11 protein-coding genes and 1 pseudogene are annotated in these 20,734 nt (G+C 74.4%); 10 read left to right on the top strand and 2 right to left on the bottom strand.

The genetic code is table 11. The features are described from left to right. The first annotated feature begins 152 nt into the window (after window positions 1–152). From ACZ56B_RS14830 to afsR, 7 genes and pseudogenes are all read left to right on the top strand, one after another. Entirely contained in the window at window positions 153–821 is a 669-nt protein-coding gene (locus ACZ56B_RS14830; protein ID WP_468789890.1) for a HEAT repeat domain-containing protein, read from the top strand. Between the two features lie 6 nt (window positions 822–827). Continuing rightward, window positions 828–1,829, top strand: coding sequence for a HEAT repeat domain-containing protein (locus ACZ56B_RS14825; RefSeq protein WP_468789889.1), 1,002 nt, complete (start codon window positions 828–830; stop codon window positions 1,827–1,829). A 520-nt stretch (window positions 1,830–2,349) separates the two neighbouring features. Beyond that, the gene (locus ACZ56B_RS14820; protein WP_468789888.1) at window positions 2,350–2,862 is read left to right on the top strand and encodes a CU044_2847 family protein; all 513 of its coding nucleotides are present in this window, start codon (window positions 2,350–2,352) and stop codon (window positions 2,860–2,862) included. Window positions 2,863–2,866: 4 nt separating this feature from the next. Beyond that, the gene (locus ACZ56B_RS14815) at window positions 2,867–5,005 is read left to right on the top strand and encodes a VMAP-C domain-containing protein (RefSeq protein ID WP_468789886.1); all 2,139 of its coding nucleotides are present in this window, start codon (window positions 2,867–2,869) and stop codon (window positions 5,003–5,005) included. Window positions 5,006–5,040: 35 nt separating this feature from the next. Next, window positions 5,041–6,051, top strand: coding sequence for an AAA family ATPase (locus tag ACZ56B_RS14810; RefSeq protein ID WP_468789884.1), 1,011 nt, complete (start codon window positions 5,041–5,043; stop codon window positions 6,049–6,051). After that, window positions 6,048–8,369, top strand: a pseudogene (locus ACZ56B_RS14805) (SAV_2336 N-terminal domain-related protein); the annotation flags it as partial. The gene ACZ56B_RS14810 and the pseudogene ACZ56B_RS14805, both read left to right, overlap by 4 nt. 81 nt (window positions 8,370–8,450) lie before the next feature. Beyond that, window positions 8,451–11,438 carry an SARP-family global regulator AfsR gene (afsR, locus tag ACZ56B_RS14800; protein WP_468789898.1) on the top strand — a complete coding sequence of 996 codons (2,988 nt, stop codon included), beginning with the start codon at window positions 8,451–8,453 and terminating at the stop codon, window positions 11,436–11,438. 170 nt (window positions 11,439–11,608) lie between these two features. Here the strand turns inward: afsR and ACZ56B_RS14795 are convergent, their stop codons facing one another. Continuing rightward, window positions 11,609–13,741 (bottom strand): cellulose binding domain-containing protein, encoded by a 2,133-nt coding sequence (locus tag ACZ56B_RS14795; RefSeq protein ID WP_468789882.1) that lies wholly within the window; start codon window positions 13,739–13,741, stop codon window positions 11,609–11,611. 421 nt (window positions 13,742–14,162) lie between these two features. Here ACZ56B_RS14795 and ACZ56B_RS14790 point away from each other — a divergent pair, with 421 nt between their 5' ends. Then, window positions 14,163–15,680 carry an MFS transporter gene (locus ACZ56B_RS14790; protein WP_468789880.1) on the top strand — a complete coding sequence of 506 codons (1,518 nt, stop codon included), beginning with the start codon at window positions 14,163–14,165 and terminating at the stop codon, window positions 15,678–15,680. A 286-nt stretch (window positions 15,681–15,966) separates the two neighbouring features. On the opposite strand, the gene ACZ56B_RS14785 is transcribed toward ACZ56B_RS14790, so the two are convergent. Then, a complete protein-coding gene (locus ACZ56B_RS14785; protein ID WP_468789878.1) occupies window positions 15,967–16,863 on the bottom strand; it encodes an NADP-dependent oxidoreductase in 897 nt (298 codons plus the stop codon). A 70-nt stretch (window positions 16,864–16,933) separates the two neighbouring features. On the opposite strand from ACZ56B_RS14785, the gene ACZ56B_RS14780 reads away from it, so the two are divergent. Then, entirely contained in the window at window positions 16,934–17,521 is a 588-nt protein-coding gene (locus ACZ56B_RS14780) for a TetR/AcrR family transcriptional regulator (RefSeq protein ID WP_468789876.1), read from the top strand. Between the two features lie 310 nt (window positions 17,522–17,831). Then, a complete protein-coding gene (locus ACZ56B_RS14775) occupies window positions 17,832–20,609 on the top strand; it encodes a glycosyl hydrolase (protein WP_468789874.1) in 2,778 nt (925 codons plus the stop codon). Window positions 20,610–20,734 lie beyond the last annotated feature (125 nt).

Below are 20,734 nucleotides of genomic sequence, written 5' to 3'. Positions count from 1 at the left end.
CCCCCCCCCCCCCCCCCCCCCCCCCCCCCCCCCCCCCCCCCCCCCCCCCCCCCCCCCCCCCCCCCCCCCCCCCCCCCCCCCCCCCCCCCCCCGGGCCCGCTTGACCTTGACACGGTGACAAGGCCTTCACTGCGGTCGAGGAGGTGGTCACGATGACCCTGCCGGAAGAGGACACGGACACGATGCGGGCCCTTCGGGGACTGGAGAGCGACAGCCCGTCGGCGCGGCTGCGGACGGCGCTGGGGATCGGCACGGCCCCGGACCCCCGGTTCGTCGGCGCACTGGTCGAACGGTGCGCGGTCGAACCCGACTTCTCCGTGCGCGAGACGCTCACGTGGGCACTCACCCGTCACCCGCCGTCGGCGACGGTTCCCCGGCTCGTCCACGAACTGCGCTCGGAGCGCGCGCAGGCACGGAGCCAGGCGTTGCACACGCTGTCCAAGATCGGGGACCGGCGGGCGTGGCCGGCGATCACCCGGGCCCTTCTGACCGACGCCGACGACGAGGTGGCCCGGAGCGCCTGGCGAGCGGCGGCCGCGCTGGTGCCCGGAGGCGAGGAACCCGAACTGGCCGGGGTGCTGGCGACACAGCTCGGGCGCGGCGGGCGTGAGACGCGGCTGAGCCTCAGCCGGACGCTGATCGCGCTCGGCGAGGTGATCGTGCCCGTCCTGCGGACCGCGGCGACGGCCCCCGACCCCCGCGTACGGAAGCACGCGGTCGCCACGGAACGGCTGCTGCGCGACCCGGACGCCGCGTTCGAGTTCGCGGTCGAGGAGGCGAAGCGCATCCTGGCTCTCGGCACGAACGGCCGGGAGGGGTGACGGACGGTGTTGATCGGTGAGGTGGCGCGGCGGTCCGGGGTCAGCGCCCGCATGCTCAGGCACTACGACTCGCTCGGCCTGGTGCGGCCGACGGGCCGCACCGGGGCCGGCTACCGGGAGTACACCGACGAGGACATCCGGCGCATCTTCCACGTCGAGAGCCTGCGGTCGCTGGGGCTGTCGCTGCGGGAGGTCGGGCGCGCGCTGGACGATCCCGGCTTCACGCCCGCGGGCCTCGTCGACGACCTCGTCCGCCGGACGCGGGAACGCATCGCGCGCGAGACGGAGCTGCTCACACGGCTCCGCCGGATCGGTGCCGCGGAACCCGCCGGCTGGGAGGACGTCCTGCGGACCGTCGCGCTCCTCCAGGCCCTGGGATCGCAGAACGCCGGCAGGCGCCAGCGCGCGGCCCTGTCCTCGGTCGCGGAGGTACCGGTGCCGGTGGAGGCTCTGGTCGAGGCGGCGCTGGGCGAGAGGGACCCGCACGTCGCCGGAGCCCTTCGATGGGCCCTGGCCCGGTCGGGCGGCGGACCGGCGCTGCTGGCGGAAGGCCTGCGCTCACCGGTGGCCGCGGTGCGCGAACGCGCCGTCCGGGCCGTCGCCGAGATGCCGCCGGACGACGAGGCGACCGCACTGCTGCGGGACGCCCTCGCCGACTCCGACCCCGTGGTCCGCAGGCGTGCGGCCCTGGCACTCGGGGCACGCGGAGAGGCCGACGCGGTCCCGGCGCTCATCGACATGATCGCCGAGGCGGCGAACGACGTCGACGCGGCCGACGCGCTGAGCGCGCTGGCGGGGGACCCCGCGTCGGCGGACCGGATCGCCACCGGGCTCGTCGACCGCCTCGCCCACGGCACCGCGGAGCCGTCCGCGCGCCGGCGGCTGGCACAGGCGCTCGCCGGCATCCCGGGGACCGCGGCGTCCCGTGCCCTCGCGGACCTGTCACGGGACGAGGACCCCGCCGTCGCGCTCACCGCGGCCTACGTCCTCGGACTGCGCGACGCGTGACGACGGATCCTCCCTCCGGCCGGGGTGAGGGCGGCGGTGATGACGGCGGGGAGGCCCACGGCCCCGGCCGGGTCACGGCGGGACCGGCCGCCTCCGCCACCCCCGCGTCCCCGTGCCCCAGGACGGGGGGCACGGGCGTGTGCGGGTGTTCGTCGCGCGTGGCGGAGCCGGTGCGGCGGAGGCCGGCGGCGACTCGCTCGCCGAAGGGCCCGACCTCGTGATCGGGGCAACGGTGGAGCCGGTCCGCCCGGCCACGGGACTTCTCGGGCACGACCGGCACGCCTCCCGGACGGAACGCGTCCGGCCGCCCTCCTCGGCGAAGGACGGACCCGCGCGGACGCGGTCCTCCCCGCCTGCGTCCGGCCGCCCGGCGTCGGAGGACGCCCCGGCCGCCGGTGTCGAGCCGGCCGGGGAGGGACGCACCGGGGAAGCCCGGACCGACGCGGGCGGCACCGGGCGGGGGAAGGATGATGTGTGAACAGCGGAGCGGATCGGGGCGTGACGTGCCAGACTTCGCCCCATGGGGGATGTGAGACTCACTTTTGACGACGGTTCCGTCGTACGCCTGTATCTCGTACCCGGGAGCGGCGGCTCCACCGGAACGCACTCTCCCGCTCCCGCGCCGGGCCCGGCCGGTGCGGGGGCCGACGACGGACTGGACCTTCCCGCAGGGTTCGGTTCGGCGCGACCGGTCAGTGCCGACGGCCGCGCCGCGCAGGCCCTGACGCGGGGTGGTGAGGCCCTCACCCAGGCGCTGCGCCCGCTGGGCGGCGTACTCGACGGAATCCACCGCAGCTTCTCGCGGTTCGCCCGGCGGCCCGACGAGGTCACTGTCGAGTTCGGTGTCACGCTCGGCAGCGATCTGAGTCTCGGCGTCTTCTCGGGGAGCGGCGAGGCGAGCTTCACCGTCTCCGCCACGTGGAACTTCGCGGACGGCGCCGAGCCCGCCGGCACGGTTTCCCCTTCCGCTCCGGTCGGCGGCGCCGCCCCGGTCGGTTCCCTCCCCGTGCCCGGCCCGGCGAACGGCTCCTGATGGCATGCGGCCGCATGTGAGCCCCGCCCCGGCCGACGCCCCCCTGCACAGGGCGTTCGTGTCGGTGCTGGGCCGGACCGGGCCGGTCGGCGCCGCCGTACTGATCACCCCACGGCTGGTGCTGACCTGCGCGCACGTGGTCAACAGCGCACGAGGACGGGACCGTTTCGACACGGCCCTGCCCTCGCGTGCCGAAACGGTCGCGCTCCGGCTGCCCCACATCGACCGGGAGCGCACCCTGGCCGGCCGGGTCGTCCCGGAGACGTGGCGGCCCCCGCGCTCCCGCCCCGGGCCCGGCGACCCCCTGCCCCCGGCCGCCGGTTCACTGCCCTACTACGGTGATCTGGCGGTGCTCGAACTCGACGCCGACGCCCCGCCGGGCGCCGAACCCGCCCCTTTCCTCCCCCACCGGGACGGCAACGAAGTGGTGGCCCTGTGGGCCAGCGGTCACACCTTGCCCACCCTGCGCGCGATGCCCCGCGTCTCCGCACACCCCTGGATCGCCCTCGACGTCCTGGGCGGCACGGTGGCGGACGGGTTCAGCGGCGGCCCCCTGTGGGACCGGGACCGCCAAGCCGTCGTCGGACTCGTCGTCGCCGCTCATGAGACTTCCGGACACGCCGGGCCGTCCGCTGCCGTGTACGCGATCGGCCTGTCCTCGATCGAGGCCGAGCTGCCGGATCTGCCGCCCGTGGCAGTCCCTGCGGCGGGCCGCGGCCGCCAGCAGCTCCTGGGCCTCCTGGAGCAGCTGCTGACCGGTCGACAGGCCGTCCGGGACTGCGAGGAGCGACTGGCCGCGCGGCTCGGCCGGCGGTCGGCGGGAGCGGCCGCAGACGTCGAACGGCTCGTGGGCCTGGCGGTGGGAGTCCGGCGCGGCGTACCGGAACTCCTCGACGTCGTCTACGACCACCTCGCCGAGCACCGGCCCGGCGGTCCCTCGGACACGCCCGACTGGCAACGGCTCCTGCGCGTCGCCCGCGTCGTCAGTCCGCGAGAGCGCCTCGCCCCCAACCGGCGGCGCAACCTCACCGCGCTGCTCGCCCACTGTCGTGCCGTCGATCCCGGCAGGCTGCTGCGTACCGTGCTGCCGTACGCGGACGGCGCGCCGTCTCCCGTCGACCTCGTGGACGCCACCGACATCCTGGAGGGATACGATCCGCACCCCGGCCAGCCCATGCCCCCCTTGCTGCAGGGTGTCGTCCACATAAGCGTCCACGAGCGTGCCGCCGGCGGAGAACTCGCCGACGACCTGGACGCCTGGGTCCGCAGTACCGCTCCCCGCCTGGGCGTGGCCCCGGCCGCCGTCGACCAGTTCCGGGCCGACGCCACCGCCGTGCAGGCCACGACGACCGCCGCGTCCCCGTGTTCCGCCGTCGCGCCGCCCCGGGTCCAGGTGGAGCTCCTGCCCGCACCGCCCGGCCACCTCTTCACCTACCAGATCTGGGTGTGGAGCGGCGACGGCCGCCATGAGATCGTACTCACCCAGGACGCCGAGGTCGCCAGCCAGCGGGTGGTGGAGGCGATACGGCAGGTTCTCCGTACCGAAGTGCGGGAGCACCCCGAGACCGCGCTCCTCGAGTTCTTCGTCTCGCCCGCCTGGTTGCGCCTGGACGTGGACGCGTGGGAGTTCCCCAGCGATGCCGAGGACGGCGGCTTCTACCCCGGCATCACCCGCCGCGTGGTACTGCGCAGTTCGGAGCGGACCCGGGAGACGTACGCGTCGTGGAAGCGCCGCAGCAGCGCGCTGCCGACCTCGCCCCGGCTCCTGCTCGACGAGCGCTGCACGGACCCGGCCGTCGCCCGCGCCCGGCTCGAAGTGAGCCCGGAGGCCGGCATCGTCGTCGTGAGCTGCGACCGGCATCAGCAGGGGCGCGTTCTGCGCCAGTGCATCGAAGCCGGCGTGCACACGGTGCTCTGGCACCGCGAAGACCACGACGGGCGGATCTCCACGGACCTGCTGGCGCTGATCGAGGGCGTCGACCACACCCAGATTCCCGAAGTGGTGCGGCTGGAACGGGCCAAGGCCATGGCCGATCCGGACTGTCCCACCCACCACGGCCGTCGGCTCTCCCTGCTGCACGACGGTCCCGACCACAGACCCCCGCCGCTCGCACCCGACCCGTGGGCCCTCACCCAGCCGTGAATCCGACCCGCCGTCCCGACGAGGAGACCGAGCCCGTGTCGCACTCGCCCTCCACCGAGCCCGGTGACACCAGCACAGCCCCCGAGAGCTGGTGGGTGTTCCGCGGGACGGCCGAGTTGCCCGACCCCCCGCCCTGGCGCCGCTTCCCCGCCTCCCGCCGCCGTACAGCGGCCCAACGCCACCTGATGAGCACCGACGAGATCTCCGTCGTCAACGCCGCGCTCCACCTGCGGCGTCCTCTCCTCGTCACGGGCCGCCCCGGCACCGGCAAGAGTTCGCTGGCGCGCGCCGTCGCCGAGGACCTCGGCCTCGGCGACGTCCTGCGCTGGTCGGTCAACAGCCGCTCCACCCTGGCGGACGCGCTCTACCGGTACGACGCCGTCGGCCGCCTGCGCGAGGCGTCGCTCCAGCGTGAGCGCGACACGCTCCGCGGCCCGGCACGCAGGCTCCGCAGGCGTGCCGGGCAGAGCTCGGACATCGGGAACTACCTGCGGCTGGGTCCGCTCGGCACCGCGCTCGCCGCCACCGACCGGCCCCGTGTCCTGCTCATCGACGAGATCGACAAGTCCGACATCGACCTGCCCAACGACCTGTTGGTGGTTCTGGAGGAGGGCGAGTTCGAGATCCCGGAGCTGTCCCGTCTGCCCGAACACCAGCAGACCGCCGACGTCCTCGCCACCGGCAGCAGGGAACGCGTCCGGGTGCATCGCGGTCTCGTCTCCTGCACCCACTTCCCCGTCGTGGTGATGACCAGCAACGGCGAACGGGAGTTCCCGCCCGCCTTCCTGCGCCGCTGCGTACGGCTCGACCTGCGTGACCCCGACGAGGCGAAGCTGCGCGACATCGTCAGGCAGAACCTGGGCGAGGAAGCACTCGCCCAGGCCGACGACCTGATCCGTGCCTTCCTCGGCCGAGCGGCCGTGCAGAGCCTGGCGACCGACCAGTTGCTCGCTGCGGTCCACCTGCGGGTCACGGGCGCCGACCTCACCCGCGACGAACTGCTGGCGGCGGTCATGCACCGGTTGGACGAAGCGTTCCCCTCATGATCGAGCCGCTGCGCCGGGCCCTGGACGGTATCGGGTACGAACTAGGCGGTCCCGAACTCCTCGACGTCCTGTGGCTCGCCCAGGTGATGGACGGCGGCGCGGCCCGGACCGACGGCGTGCCCGGGCCGGTCGCGCCGGACGACGACGCCCCGGCCCGCTCCGGGGAATCCGTCACCGACCCGAGCCCGCAGACGCCGCCCGTCACCGAACCCGCCGCTCCAGCCGCGTCCACCCGTCCCGGACCGGATCCGGCCGCCCCCGCCGGGGACACCTCCCGGCGACACCGCCTCTTCACCGCCCGCCCCACCTCCCCCGGCGCGGCCGCCGGCACTCCGGCACGTGCCGTCCGTGCTCCTGCGCCGCGCGCTCTGCCGGGCCTGCACGGCCTCGCCCGAGCGCTGCGCCCCCTGCGCGGCCACGCGGACCACCGGCACCGGACGGTCGCCGACATCGAGGCCACCGTCCGGCTCATGGCCGAGTCCGGTGTGCTGGATGTGATCGACCGCCCCGAACAGGAGTTGCGGCACACCGCAGTTCTGCTCGTCGACGTGTCCGCCTCCATGCGGGTGTGGCAGCCGCTCGTGCGGGAGGTCAGACGCCTGCTGGAACGCGGTGGGGTCTTCCGCGCGGTCCGGGTACACCGGTTCGACCCGTCCGGGGGGCAACGGCCGGGCCTCACGCCGCGCGCGGAGTCACCCGTCGTCTTCCTGCTGACGGACGGGGTGGACGAGGCATGGCGCGGCCGGGCGGCGCAGCGGTTCGTCGACGCGTGGAAACGCTCCGGTCCGCTGGTCGTCGTCCCGCCACTGCCACGACGGCTCTGGCGCGGCACGGCTTTCGACGCGCGGCCCCAACTCCTGGTCGCCGGAACCAGGTTCGCCGCGAACAGCGGACTCGGCGTCATCGACCCGCTCGGTGGGAGCCCCGTCACCGGACTCCAGGACCGGTTGCCGGTCCCGGTCGTGCCGCTCTCCCCCGCCGCGCTGAGCACGTGGGCGAGGCTGCTGACGCGGCCAGGGGTGCCACAACTCGTGGACACCGTCCTGGTGGGTGCGGGCGGGGAGCAGGCGGTCGCCCCCGGGAATCGGGGTGCCGGTGCGCCGCCCCCCTCCGCCGAGGAACGGCTCGAACGCTTCCGTGCCTCGTTCTCCCCGGAGGCGTACCGGCTGGCCGTGCGGCTCTCCGTGATTCGTCCGCTGAGCCTGCCCGTCATCCAGTTGATGCGCCTCGCGACGCTGCCTTCCGCTACGTCGGCCACCGTCTCCGAGGTGTTGCTCGGGGACATCCTCCAACCCCTGGGGCAAGGGGATCCGGCCACCGGCCGGTTGCCGGCCGCCGTGCTGGGCGGCGCCGGTGAGGTGCTGTACGACTTCCAGCCCGGCGTGCGGGACCTCCTGGCGAGCGGCCTGGACACCGAGCGGTCCCTGGAGATCGTCGAGGCGGTCGGCCGGGCCCTCGAACCGTACCTCGGCCGCATGCCGGACTTCGCGGCACTGCTGGCCGACCCGGGCGGCAGCTCGGGGTTGTCGCCGGAGGCGACCGCGTTCGCGGTTCTCGTGAGCCCGGTCCTCGACCGACTGTGCGGACAGGCGCAGGCGATCGAGGGCAGAGCCCCCGAAAGCGCCGGGCAACCGCCCGTCCCGCCCCTGCGGTTCACGGTTTTCGGCCCCGAGCTGGCATGGCGGGGCGACGAACCCGTCTCCCTGGAGTCGCCCGAACAGCGGGCCGTCCTGGCGGTCCTGCTGCTGCGAGAACACCGATTCGTCTCGGACGTGGCTCTGGTGCACGGGGTGTGGGGGGACGAGGCGCCGCCGTCCGCCGTACGTGTCGTGCGGGGCCTCGTCTCGCGGCTGCGCGGGATCCTCGCCGCGGCCGGTGTCGTCGTCGAGGACCACTCGAGCGGGTACCGTCTGCGTTCCGAACGAGCCGGCGTCCCCGTACCCCTGGACCTGACGGACGCCGAAAGGCTCCGCGCCGAGGCCGGGTCGGCGCACGCGTCCGGCGATCTCGCCGTCGCGCGGCGTCTGCTCGGCGAGGCGCTGGACGGCACCGACGGCACGCCCCTGGAAGGGGTACCGGGTGTCCACGCCGAGAAGGAGCGGGCCCGCCTGGGCGAGTGGCGTCTCGCGCTCGTCGAGAGCAGGATCGAACTCGGTCTGGATCTCGGCCTGTACGCGGAAGTCGTTCCCGAGCTCCGTGAGCTGGCTGCCGCTCACCCGCTGCGGGAGCACATCCGCGCGCAGTTGATGTCCGCGCTGTACGGCTCCGGGCGACAGGCCGAGGCTCTCGCCGTGTACGCGGACACACGCCGGCTGCTCGTCGACGAACTCGGTGTCGATCCCGGCCCCGAACTCACGGAGCTGCGGGAACGCGTTCTCGCCGGACATCCGCCCGGCCTCGTGCGGACCCGCCGCCACGCGTCCCTCGCCGCCCCGTCCAGGAGGTCCGTCGCGCCCTGGCCGCCTGCCGGGGGGATCTCCTTCGGCGTCCTCGGTCCGGTCCGGGCATGGCACGAAGCCGAAGTCCTGCCGTCCGGCTCGCCCCTGCAACGGGCGTTCCTGGCCGCCCTGCTGTTGCGGGACGGCCACACCGCGACGGCCCACGAGTTGATCGACGCCATCTGGGGTGCCGAACCGCCCTCCCAGGCGCTGGCGGCGGTGAGGACGTACGCCTCGCGGTTGCGCAGGACCCTGGGCACCGCAACGCTGCTGAGCGAGCGCGGCGGCTACGCCCTCCACCTCGCGCCCGACGCACTCGACCTCCACGTGGCGCGCGACCTGGCAGCGGAGGCGGAGCGCGTCCGGAGCCTCGGCGACCTCCCCCTGGCCCGCGACCTGCTCATCCAGGCGCTCGGCCTGTGGGACGGCGAGGCGCTGGCCTCCGTACCGGGGCCTTACGCCGAGGCCCAGCGGATCCGGTTGGAGAAATGGCGGCTCGAACTCCTCGAGGAACGCCTGGACATGGATCTGGAACTGGGGGCGCACGCCGGGACCGTCCCCGAACTGACGGCGCTCACCGCCACGCACCCCTTGCGGGAGCGGCTGCGCGAGCTGCTGATGCTGGCCCTGTACCGCTCCGGCCGGCAGGCGGAAGCGCTGGCCGTGTACGCGGACACGCGCCGGCTGCTCGCCGACGAACTCGGCGTCGATCCGCGTCCGGGCCTGCGGGAGCTCCACCGGCGCATCCTCGTCGCGGACGACAGCCTGTTCGCCGTTGCGCACTCCCCTCCGGTGCCGCGACCGGCCGAACCGGCGCGGCCCGCCCTGCTTCCCGCACCGGTCCGGGACTTCACCGGCCGTGCCGCGCTCGTACAGGAGGTCGGCGGCCGACTGGCGGCCGCACGGGACGGTGCCGGGAGTTCCGTGACGGCCGTCTCGGCGATCTCGGGCATCGGCGGCGTCGGCAAGACGACCCTGGCCGTGCAGGCGGCCCATGAGGCCCGTCCGTACTTCCCGGACGGTCAGCTCTACGTCGACCTCCAGGGCACCGGCCCCCGCCCCGCCGAGCCCGAAGCCGTCCTCGGTTCGTTCCTCAGGGCACTCGGCACCCCGGCCTCCGGGATCGCCGGCACCACGGAGGAGCGGGCGGCGCAGTTCCGCGCCGCGCTCGAGGGCCGCCGGGTCCTGGTCCTGCTGGACAACGCCCGGGACGCGGCCCAGATCCGACCACTGCTGCCGGGCACGGCGGGCTGCGCGGTGCTGGTGACCAGCCGCGTCCGCATGGGCGACCTGGCGGGCGCGCATCTGGTGGACCTGGACGTGATGCCTCCCGAGGAGGCTCTCCAGCTCTTCACCCGGATCGTGGGTGAAGAACGGGTCTCGGCCGAGCGGGAGGCCGCGCTGGACGTGGTCGCCGCGTGCGGCTTCCTGCCCCTGGCGATCCGTATCGCCGCGTCCCGGCTGGCGGCCCGCCGCACCTGGACGGTCTCCGTCCTCGCGGCCAAGCTCGCCGACGAGCGCCGCCGCCTGGACGAGCTCCGGGCGGGCGACCTCGCGGTCAAGGCCACCTTCGAACTCTGTCACGGCCAGCTGGAGCCGGCCCAGGCCCGTGCTTTCCGCCTCCTCGGCCTCGCCGACGGAGCGGACATCTCCCTCGATGCCGCGGCCGCCGTCCTGGACCTTCCACCCCACCGGACGGAGCCCCTCCTGGAGTCCCTCGTCGACACCTCCATGCTGGAGTCGGCGGCTCCGGGCCGGTACCGCTACCTCGATCTCGTACGCCTCTACGCACGTGCCTGCGCGGAGCGCGACGAGTTCCCCGGGGAGCGGGACACGGCGCTCTCGCGTCTGCTGGACTTCTACCTGTCGACGGCGGCCCACGTGTACGGGATCGAGCGCCCGGGCGACCGCTTGGTCGACCACCTGGCACCGACGGCGTACCCCGGGCTCACCTTCTCAGCCTCCCGGGACGCGCTGGACTGGCTGTACACCGAGGCGGGCTGCCTCCTGGCCTGCGCGCGGCAGTCGTCCGACGCGGTGTCCCTGAGCCGGGCCGTGGACCTGCTGTGGGTGGCGAAGGACCTCAGCGAGTCCGGCTCCCACTCCGCGCCGTACGCATCCGCGGCGATCGTCCTGCGCGATGCCGCGGAGTCCGCGGGCGATCACCGCACCACGGGCCGCGCCGCCCTGGTCCTGGCCGAGTCCGCACTGACCCTCAGCCGCCTCGACGCGGCCGAGCAGATGGCGGACCAGGCCTTGCGGGAGGCAGCGACGTCCGGGGACACCCCCGTCGTGTGCCGAGCGACGAACCTTCGTGGCGTGGTCGATCTCTCGCAGGGCCGGCACGAGGTCGCCGAAGCCCGTTTCGCCCGTGCCCTGGAAGGGTTCCGGGCCGACGGCGACCGCCCGGGCGAGGCGAGCGCGCTGTGCAATCTGTCCCGCGTCCGGCTGGCCCGGGGAAACACCTCCGACGCCCTCCTCATCGCCCGGGAGGCCGTCAGGATCTACGACGGCCTGGGCCTGTCGGTGCGGGGAGCCAACGCGCGCTACGTGCTGGGCCGGGCCTTCGCCCGGGCGAACCGGTACAGCGAGGCGAGGGAGGCGTTCCACGCGGCCCGGGACGTCTTCCGGGAACACCGGCAGCGGTGGTGGGAAGGGTTCACCTGCCTCCGGCTGGCGGAGACCGAGCTCGCGGAACTGCGGCCCCGGCAAGCCGCTGCCCACGCCGAGGAGGCTCTGGAGCACATCGGCATGCCGGGCGGGGAACTGCATCGCGGGAACATCCTGACCGTGCTCGGGCAGGCGCTCGACGCCATGGGGCAGCCGGATCGCGCCCGCACCTGCTGGCGGGAAGCGCTGCGCGTCTTCGAGGACCTCGACGCGACAAGGGCGCGGGAGGTGCGCGGCCTGCTCGGGGACGTGGCGTACACCTCCCGGAAATCCGGCTGAGGGCCACCTCGTCCGGGGCCGGTCCGGCGTGGCGCCGAGGACTTCGCGGCCCCCGGACACGACGGACGCGGGCGGCTCTCCGGCCGGCCCTCCAGGGATCGGCGGACCGGCCGGAGTCGCCCGGCCCGCCGCCGGTCCCGGGCGGGCGGGCGGGCCGGGCGGGCCGGGCGTCAGCCTCCCGAGCAGACGGTGCCGTTGAGGCGGAAGACCGTCGGCTGCGGGTTGGGGCCGTCGTTGGCGCCGACGAAGCCGAACGAGGCCGTCGACCCGCCGCCCGGGGCCAGCGGCCCGGCGTCCGCGGGAGCGGTCGCCCGTACGTGCCGGCCGGTCTGGTGGAACGTGGCGTTCCAGCCGGAGGACACCGACTGGCGGTCGGTCGGCCAGTCCCAGTCCACGGTCCAGCCGGTGATCGGGGCGTCCGAGAGGTTGCGGACGGTGACCGTGGCCACGAAGCCGTTGCCCCAGCTCGTGTCGCGGTGGTAGGTCACCGCGCAGCCGGCGTCCGACGGGGTGCCGGTGGTGAAGGTCAGCGGGGCGGACGGGGCGGAGAGCCGTCCCGAGGCGTCGGCCGCCAGGACGTTGACCGTGTGGGTGCTGCCCGGGGGCAGGTTCCGCAGGGTCACGGAGGTGCCGGTGGTCTCGCCGACCAGCCGGGTGTGGACGCCGTCGCGTGCCTGGACCAGGTAGCGGGCGGCGCCCCGCGCGCCTTCCCAGGACAGGCGCGCGGTGGTGTCGGTGACCGCCTCCCGTCGCGGGGTGCCCGGAGTCCCGGCGTCGGAGGCGGCGGGCCCGGTGCCGGCCCGCGGGGTGAGGGTGACGGCGAGCATCCCGTACGGCGGCACGGTGACCCGGGACGCGGACGCCGTGCCGCCGGTGACGTCGGTGATGTCGCTGTCGCCGCGCGCGTAGCGGCTGACCTCGGGTGCGGCGGCGGACGGGACGAAGCCCGCGTACTCCAGGTCCACGGTCCGCGCGGTGTCCGGGTCCTTGTTGACGAGCAGGACGCTCAGGCGCCCGTCGCGGCGGTGCACGGCGTGTGCGGAGACCTCCTGCGCGGAGGACGCGGCGGCGACCAGGGTGTCGCCCGCGGTGCCCAGTTCGCCGGTCATCTTCATGCCGTAGTAGGGGTGGAACGGCGTGTTCGGCGCCGGTTCGCAGACGTCGCCGGTGCAGGAACCGCTGGACAGCATTCCCATGTCGCCGTAGTCGGTCTCGCCGTCGACGGTGGTGATCCGCCCCGGGCCGTTGTGGGTGTTCCACCAGTCGACGGTGAAGACGCCGTTCTCCAGGGCCGTCAGGTACGCGTCGGCCGCGAACAGCCCGTTGGGGCGCGCGGTGAGCCGGGCACCGCCGGTGTTGGTGTTGATCTCGGTGAGGGCGATGCCGATGCGCGGCGAGTCGGCGCCCGCGTACCGGTCGATCTGGTTGCGCACCTCCCGCAGTTCGCCGGGCAGCCCGGTCAGCCTGGCCATGGCGTCCTCGGCGGTGGTGTCGGAGCCGCCCGCGTACCAGTGGACGCTCACGAAGTCGATGACGTCGGTGACCTCGGAGAGCACGGTGTGGTTCCAGTCGCCCGGGTCGCCCTCGCCGACGACGCCGTCCGGCCAGTGGCCCGGAGTGGTGAGGACCGCGCCGACCTCGATCGTCGGGTCGACGGCCTTCATGGCCTCGGCGTAGGCGCGGACCTGGCGGGCGTACTCCCGGGGGCTCTTGTCCTCGTGCTCGTCGTGCTCCCAGCCGTTGCCGTAGTGGCCGTTGCCGTAGATCTCGTTGCCGATCTCCCAGTACCGCACGCCGTAGTCCTTGGTGACGTTCGCGTACCGGACCCAGCCGGCCGCCTCCTCGGGCGTGCCGGAGCCGTAGTTGGCGATCACGATCGGCTGGGCGCCGGCGGCGCGGACGGTGCCCATGAAGGAGTCGAAGTCGGTGCCGGGGGCGACGTATCCGCCGGGCGCCGTGTGCGTCTCCCAGTGGTAGATGTCCGCGTACGAGCCGCCGGGGTAGCGCATCGCTCCGACGTCGGCCGCCCTCATCAGGCCGGCGACCTCGGGATCGTTCATGTGCGCGTCCCAGACGGCGGCGTTGACGCCGCGCGCGGTGTCGGGCAGGCGGCCCAGCGACGCCTGCGTGTTGATCCGGACGCCGGCGTCCGCGGCGGGGGCCTCCGGCGCGGCGGCGGAGGCGGCACCGACGACGGTCGGCGGGGACAGCAGGGCGAGCCCGGCGGCCAGGGCGGCGGCGGTGCGCGCGAGGTGGCGGGAGCCGGTACCGGCCGGCCGGGCGGATCTCTGCGACAGGGGCATGGGGTCCTCCCTCGGGGCCCGGCGGCACGGGCGGGGCGGCGGGTGCCGGAGCGTGCGGCCGGACGAGTGGGGTGCCGACGCGGCAGCAGGGCGTTCCGCGCGGCGGCACGGGGAGCGGTGCGGGGACGCGGCGCGGTCGTGCACGGGCGGGGCGGCGGCCGGGTTCCACGGGTGGGAGCGCTCCCATGATGGGAGTGCCGTGACCTCCTGTCAATGGACGGGAACGCGGTGGAGGGCGGGCGGGGGAGACGGGGCGGGCCTCCGGCGGCGCCCGGGGCGGGAACACGGGTACCGCTTCCTCCGGAGGCGTCCCGGTTGCAGGCTGGGGTGTGTGCCCGTGACCCGGCGGGGAACATGGTCCCCCTCCGGCGCGGCCCCGGTGATCGGGCGTGCGGGCGTGGTCCCGGTGAGAGGAGCCCTCGTGACGACATCGGCATCGACGGGAGGCGACCGGGGCCCGGCCGCCCAGGAGACCGGGTACGAGCCGGACCCGCAGCGGTGGCGGGCCCTGTGGGTCACCCTGGTGGCCGGCTTCATGAGCCTGCTGGACGTCACGATCGTGGCGGTCGCCCTGCCCACCATCCAGCGCGACCTGCACGCCTCCCCCGCCCAGGTGCAGTGGGTGGTGTCCGGGTACGCCCTCACGTTCGCCCTCGCCCTCGTCACCGCCGGGCGTCTCGGCGACGCGCTGGGCCGGCGCCGCATCTTCCTGCTGGCCCTCAGCGGTTTCGTGATCTTCAGCGCGGCCTGCGGGGCGGCCCCCGACATCATGCTGCTGGTGGCGGCCCGCCTCGCCCAGGGCCTGGCGGCCGGCTTCATGGCCCCGCAGAACTCCGCGCTCATCCAGCAGCTCTTCCGCGGCGCCGAACGCGGTCGCGCCTTCGGCTTCTTCGGTGCGACCGTCGGCATCTCCTCGGCCGCGGGCCCGATCATCGGCGGCACCATCCTGGCCCTGGCCTCCGGCCCGCAGGGCTGGCGGTGGATCTTCTACGTCAACGTCCCCATCGGCGTCCTCGCCGTCCTGCTCGGCCGCCGCCTGCTGCCCCGCACCCGGCGGTCCGGCCGGGGACACGTGGACGTGCCCGGCGTCCTGCTCCTCGGCGTCGGGGTCCTCGGCTTCATGTACCCGCTGGTCCAGGCTGACTCCGGGGGCATCGGCCGCCTGTGGTGGCTGTTCCCCGCCGGCGCCGCGGTCCTCGCCGTCTTCGTCCGGTGGCAGCGCCGTCTCGTCGCCCGGGACGCCCAGCCGCTGCTCGACCCGCGCCTGTTCACCACGGTGCGCGGGTACGCCGTCGGCGCCGGTGTCGGCACGCTGTACTTCATCGGCTTCAGCGGGGTCTGGCTGGTCTTCGCCCTCTTCTACCAGCAGGGCCTCGGCTTCTCCCCGCTGCGGTCCGCCCTCGCCGTGACCCCCTTCGCCCTCGGCTCCGCGGGCGCGGCCGTGGTCGCGGGCCGGCTGGTGGACCGGTTCGGCCGCCTGCTCACCGTGTGCGGTCTGCTGGGGGTGATCACCGGTCTGGGCACCACCGCGCTGCTGCTCCGCTTCGCGCCCCTCGACGTCGCCCCCTGGGCCGCCGCCCCGGCGCTGTTCCTCGGCGGCGTCGGCGGTGGTTTCGTGGTCTCCCCCAACATCACCATGACCCTGCGGGACGTGCCCGTGCGCATGGCGGGCGCGGCGGGCGGCGCCCTGCAGACCGGGCAGCGGCTCGGCGCCGCGGTGGGGACCGCCGCCCTGCCGGGCCTTTTCCACCTGGTGCTCGGCGGGGGCGGCGACTACCGCGGCGCGCTCGCCACCGCGCTGGGCGCCGGCCTGGCCGGCATGGCGGCGTCCCTGGCCCTCGCCGTGTCCGACTGGCGACGCGACCGGCGGACGCACCCGCCGCACCGGAAGTGCCCGGACGAGGTCGCCCACCATCCGGTGCACTCCCGGTCCGCCTGACCGGCCCGCCCGCGCCGGCCGTCACCCGCGGCCCACGGCACGACCGCGGCGCCCGGCGAAGACGGCGTCCCGGCCGCGCCGCGGTGGCGGCCCGACGCGCCGCGGGCACCGGCTCGAGGGCCCGCGGCCGCCCCGACCGGCGGCCGCCGACGGCGGGCGCGTTCGCCACCCTCCGGATCCCCGGACGGCGGGCGCGTCACCACCGTCCGGGTCCCCCGGCGGCGGGCGCCTCACCGCCGCCGGGGGATCCGGCCCGCCGGGCCGGGCGACCGCACGGGTGAGCGGCTCAGACGGCCACGACCCGGCGCCCGCGCGTGTGACCGGCCCGGCTGTCGATGTGCGCCGCCGCGGCCTCGGCGAGCGGGTACGCCTTCTCGACCGGGATGTGGAGCCTTCCCCGCGTGATGAGGCGGACGGTCTCGGCGAGCGCTTCCGGCATGCTCCCGGCCACGCCGGACCACCGGACACCGAGTTCCGGGGCGGTGGGATCGGCGATGGAGATCACCTTCCGCGGGTCCCCGGTCAGCTCGACGAGTTCGCGGATCACACCCGAGCCGGCCAGGTCGAGGGCCGCGTCGACACGGCGGCCGAACCGCCGCACCCGCTCGGCCCAGCCCTCGCCGTACGTCGTGGCGAGGGCGCCCAGGCCGCGCAGGTAGTCCTGGTTCGCGGCCCCGGCCGTGCCGATCACCGTGACGCCGCGGTCGCGGGCGACCTGCAGCACCGCCGATCCGACTCCCCCGGACGCACCGCTGACCAGCAGCGTCTGCCCGGATTGCACACCGACTTCGCGGATGACGCGCAGCGCGGTCTCCATCACGGAGGGGTACCCGGCCGCTTCCTCGAAGCTCAGGCCCTCGGGCATGCGGGCCCAGGCCGACAGCACGGCGAACTCGGCGTAGGTGTGCGAACCCCCGCCGAACACGTGGTCGCCGACCTCGACCCCCTCGACGCCCTCGCCGACCTCGTCCACCACCCCGGCGGCGTCCTGCCCGACCCCGGCGGGCAGCTCGATCGGGCGGATCTGCTGGAACTGCCCCTCACGGATCCTCCAGTCGACGGGGTTCACACCCGCCGCCCGTACGGCGATACGCACCTGGCCGGGGCCCGCGTGGGGCTCCTCGGCTTCCACGAGGCGCAGGACGTCCGGGCCGCCGAACTCGGCGAAGCTCACTTTCCTCATGCGGCCGACCGTAACACTAACGGTTAGCCTTTCGAAACCGTTTTTCCTTTGCACCTGATAGCGTCAGGGCATGACCGAGCAGCCCGGACGCCGCGAGCGCAAGAAGGCCGCGACCCGCCGGAAGATCGCCGACACCGCCCTGCGGCTCTTCCTGGAACGCGGGTACGACGCGGTGGGCATCCGCGAGGTGGCCGCCGAGGCCGACGTGGCCGTCACCACGGTCTTCTCCCACTTCGCCTCGAAAGAGGCCCTGGTGTTCGAGCGGGACGAGGACTTCGAGCAGCGCCTGACGCGGGCGGTCACCGACCGGGCGCCGCACGAACCGCTCGTCCCCGCGCTGCGCCGCGAGATCCACGCCCTGGTGCGTCATTGCGCGGCGGACGACGCCGCCCCGGTCTGGCGCATGGTCGACGCGTCACCCGCCCTGCGGCAGTACGAGGAATCGGTGAGACTGCGCCACGCGGAGTCGCTGGCCGCGGCCGTCGCCGCCGACCTCGGTCTGGCCCGGACCACGACCGCCTGCCGGACGATCGCGAGGTTCACGGTCGACGCCTACGCCCTGGCCCGCGAGGCGGCCGATCCGGAGGCCGCGGTGGACGAGATCTTCCGGATGATCGAGGCGGCCTGGGAGGCCGCCCGCCCTTCCCGGCCCGAATGAGGGGCCGCCCCTCCGGGCGGGACCGGGAACGGCCGGGGCCGGGAGCTTCGGTCCACCCGTCGATCCCTCGCACCCCTCGTCGCGGTGCGAGGGATCGGCGGGACGCGTTCCTGAGAGCGCTCCCTGACGGCTGCTCTCAGGGAACCCCGCCCCCACGCACCGTCAAGACGTGAAGACAAAAGGGACTTAGATCCGGTTTCAACTACCGGTCACGCTCCAAGTATTGACACGTGTATTACGCGGACTTTACGTTCCGGCCATCTGAGAGCGCTCTCAGACTCCCCTCCTGCGACGACTCGAGGTACCCCACATGCCATCCCCCCGCACCAGACCGGCAGCCGTGCTGCTCCTGGCCTCCGCCCTCGCCGCCGTCGGCCTGGGCCCGGCCGCCACGCCGGCCGCCGCCGCCACCGTCCCCGTGGGCTCCGGCAGCTACTCCGACACCCGGCCCGCCGGTGCGTCGGGCCCCACCACCAACACGGGAACGCCGATCACGCCCAAGGTGACCGCCGCCGCCCGCAACCGGCCCGTCCCCACCAACGACTGGTGGTCCTCCCTCGCCTTCCAGCGCTACGGCGACAACCCGTACTCCACCCCCATGTACGGGCATCCCCTCACCTACCAGGCCACGGCCGGCGGACTCGACGTCGGCTACCCGACGTCCCCCACGATCACCGGTGACGGCCGCCAGTACGAGTACGCCCACAAGCGCGACCTCACCATCGGACTGACCGGCCTCAACTCCCCCGACACCAAGGCCGACGACTGGTCCGACTGGACGGTCACCCCCCAGTGGTCCGACGGCGCCCGCACCCTGCGCACCACCATCGGCCACGGCTCCCCGTTCGTGTACGCCGAGGGCTCCGGCGGCAACGCCCAGATCACCACCGCCGGCGCGCCCGCCGTCTTCGCCGACCAGGGCAACGTCCTCGGCATCACCGTCGCCGGACACCACTACGCCCTCTTCGCGCCGACCGGCAGCGACTGGAACGTCTCCGGCTCCACCGTCACCGCGGGGCTCGGCTCCAAGGACTACTTCTCCGTCGCCGTGCTGCCCTCCACCGGCGCGCTGGCGACCTTCAAGAAGTACGCCTACAGCTTCGTCACCGACTCGAAGGTCACCTGGAACTACACCGGTGGCACGGTCAGGGCCACCTACACGCTCACCACCGAGGCGAAGGAGGGCACCGAGCGCGGCACGCTCCAGGCGCTCTACCGCCACCAGTGGCTGAACACCACCGACCCCCTCACCTCCTACACCTACGTCTCACCGCGCGGCACCATGAAGGTCCGCGAGTCGGCCTCCTTCACCACCAGCCAGAAGGCGGCGCCGGTGCTGCCCGCGCTGCCCAAGTCGAACGGCGTGGACGCCGCCCGGCTGCGCGGCTACCTGAACGAGGTCGTCAACGCCCCCGACCCCTTCTCCGGAGCCTCCGACACCTACTGGACCGGCAAGGCCCTCGGCCGCCTGGCCCAGCTCGTCCCGGTGGCCGACCAGATCGGTGAGACCGGCATCCGCGACCGGCTCCTCGGCCTGATGAAGGGCAGGCTCCAGGACTGGTTCACGGCGGGAGGAGCGAACCAGTTCAGCTACGACAAGGACTGGAAGACGCTCACCGGCTACCCCGCCTCCTACGGCAGCGACACCGAGCTCAACGACCACCACTTCCACTACGGTTACTTCGTCTACGCGGCGGCGGTCGTCGCCCAGTACGACCAGGCGTGGGCCGCCGACTCGGCCTGGGGCGGCATGGTGAAGACCCTCGTGCGGGACACCGCCAACCCCAGCCGCACCGACACCGCCTTCCCCTTCCTGCGCGGCTTCGACGTCTACGCGGGCCACAGTTGGGCCTCCGGTCACCAGGGCTTCGCGGCCGGCAACAACCAGGAGTCCTCCTCCGAGTCCACCAACCTCAGCGCGGCCCTCGTCCTGTGGGGGTCCGCCACCGGCGACACCTCGCTGCGCGACCTCGGCACCTTCCTGCTGACCACCGAGGCCGAGTCGATCGCCCAGTACTGGTTCGACGCCGACGAGCAGGTCTTCCCCTCCTCCTTCCGCCACGACACGGCCGGCATGGTGTGGGGCAGCGGCGCCGCCTACTCGACCTGGTGGACCGCCAACCCCGAGGAGATCCACGGCATCAACGTCCTGCCCGTGACCGGCGGATCGCTCCACCTCGGCGGCGAGAAGGCCGCGATCCGGCGCAACATCGCGGAGATGGAGCGGGAGAACGGCGGCCCGGCCGTCGAGTGGCGCGACATCCTGTGGGAGTTCCAGTCCTTCGCCGACCCGGCCGCGGCCAGGGCGAAGTGGGACGCGGGCCACGCCGGCTACACCCCGGAGGAGGGGGAGTCGAAGGCGCACACCTACCACTGGATCAACACCCTCGACACCCTCGGCGCCCCGGACCCCACCGTGACCGGTGACATCCCCGCCTCCGCCGTCTTCACCAAGGGAACGACCCGGACCTACGCGGCCCACAACCACGGGCCGACGGCCCGCACCGTCACCTTCTCCGACGGCAAGACCCTGTCCGTGCCGGCCCGTTCCACCGCGAGCACCACCGGAACCGGCTCGGAGGACCCCGGCCCCGACCCGAACCCGCCGACCGGCAACACCTTCCAGCTGCGCAGCGGGGGCGCCCTGACCACGGCGACCGGCGGCACGGCGGGCAGCGACACCATCGTCTCCGGCGGCGGCGCCAACCACGACGGCACCCCGTACCGGCCCCTCGTCTACGAGGCCCGCGGCGTCAACGGCACGCTCACCCCGGGGGCGGGGACCGCCTTCCGGCTCCAGGTGGACGCGGGCACCGCGGTCGGGCTCGGCCAGCAGGCGCGGATCAGCTACGACTTCACCGGTGACGGCACCTTCGACCGGACCGAGACGTACCACTACTTCGCGACCGACCCGGTCGCCGGATGGGAGGAGTACACCCAGGCACGCGGCCTCAAGGCGGCCACGGGCACGCTGCGCGACCTGGCCGGCGGCACCGTACGCCTCGAGGTGTGGAGCGCCATCGGCAACGGGGCCTCGCAGCTCCAGACGGGCACCGACAAGTCCGTGCTGGTGATCCCCCACAGCTGAACCGGCGGGCACCCCGGCGGGGGGGGGGGGGGGGGGGGGGGGGGGGGGGGGGGGGGACGGGGGGGGGGGGGGGGGGGTCGTGTTGGCGGGGGGGGCGGAGAGGGGGGGGGGGGGAGGGCGGAGAG

This window comes from Streptomyces sp. NPDC034670, from assembly GCF_055574875.1.
Note: the sequence above shows the minus strand (reverse complement) of the source record. Positions and strands in the feature narration are given on the sequence as shown.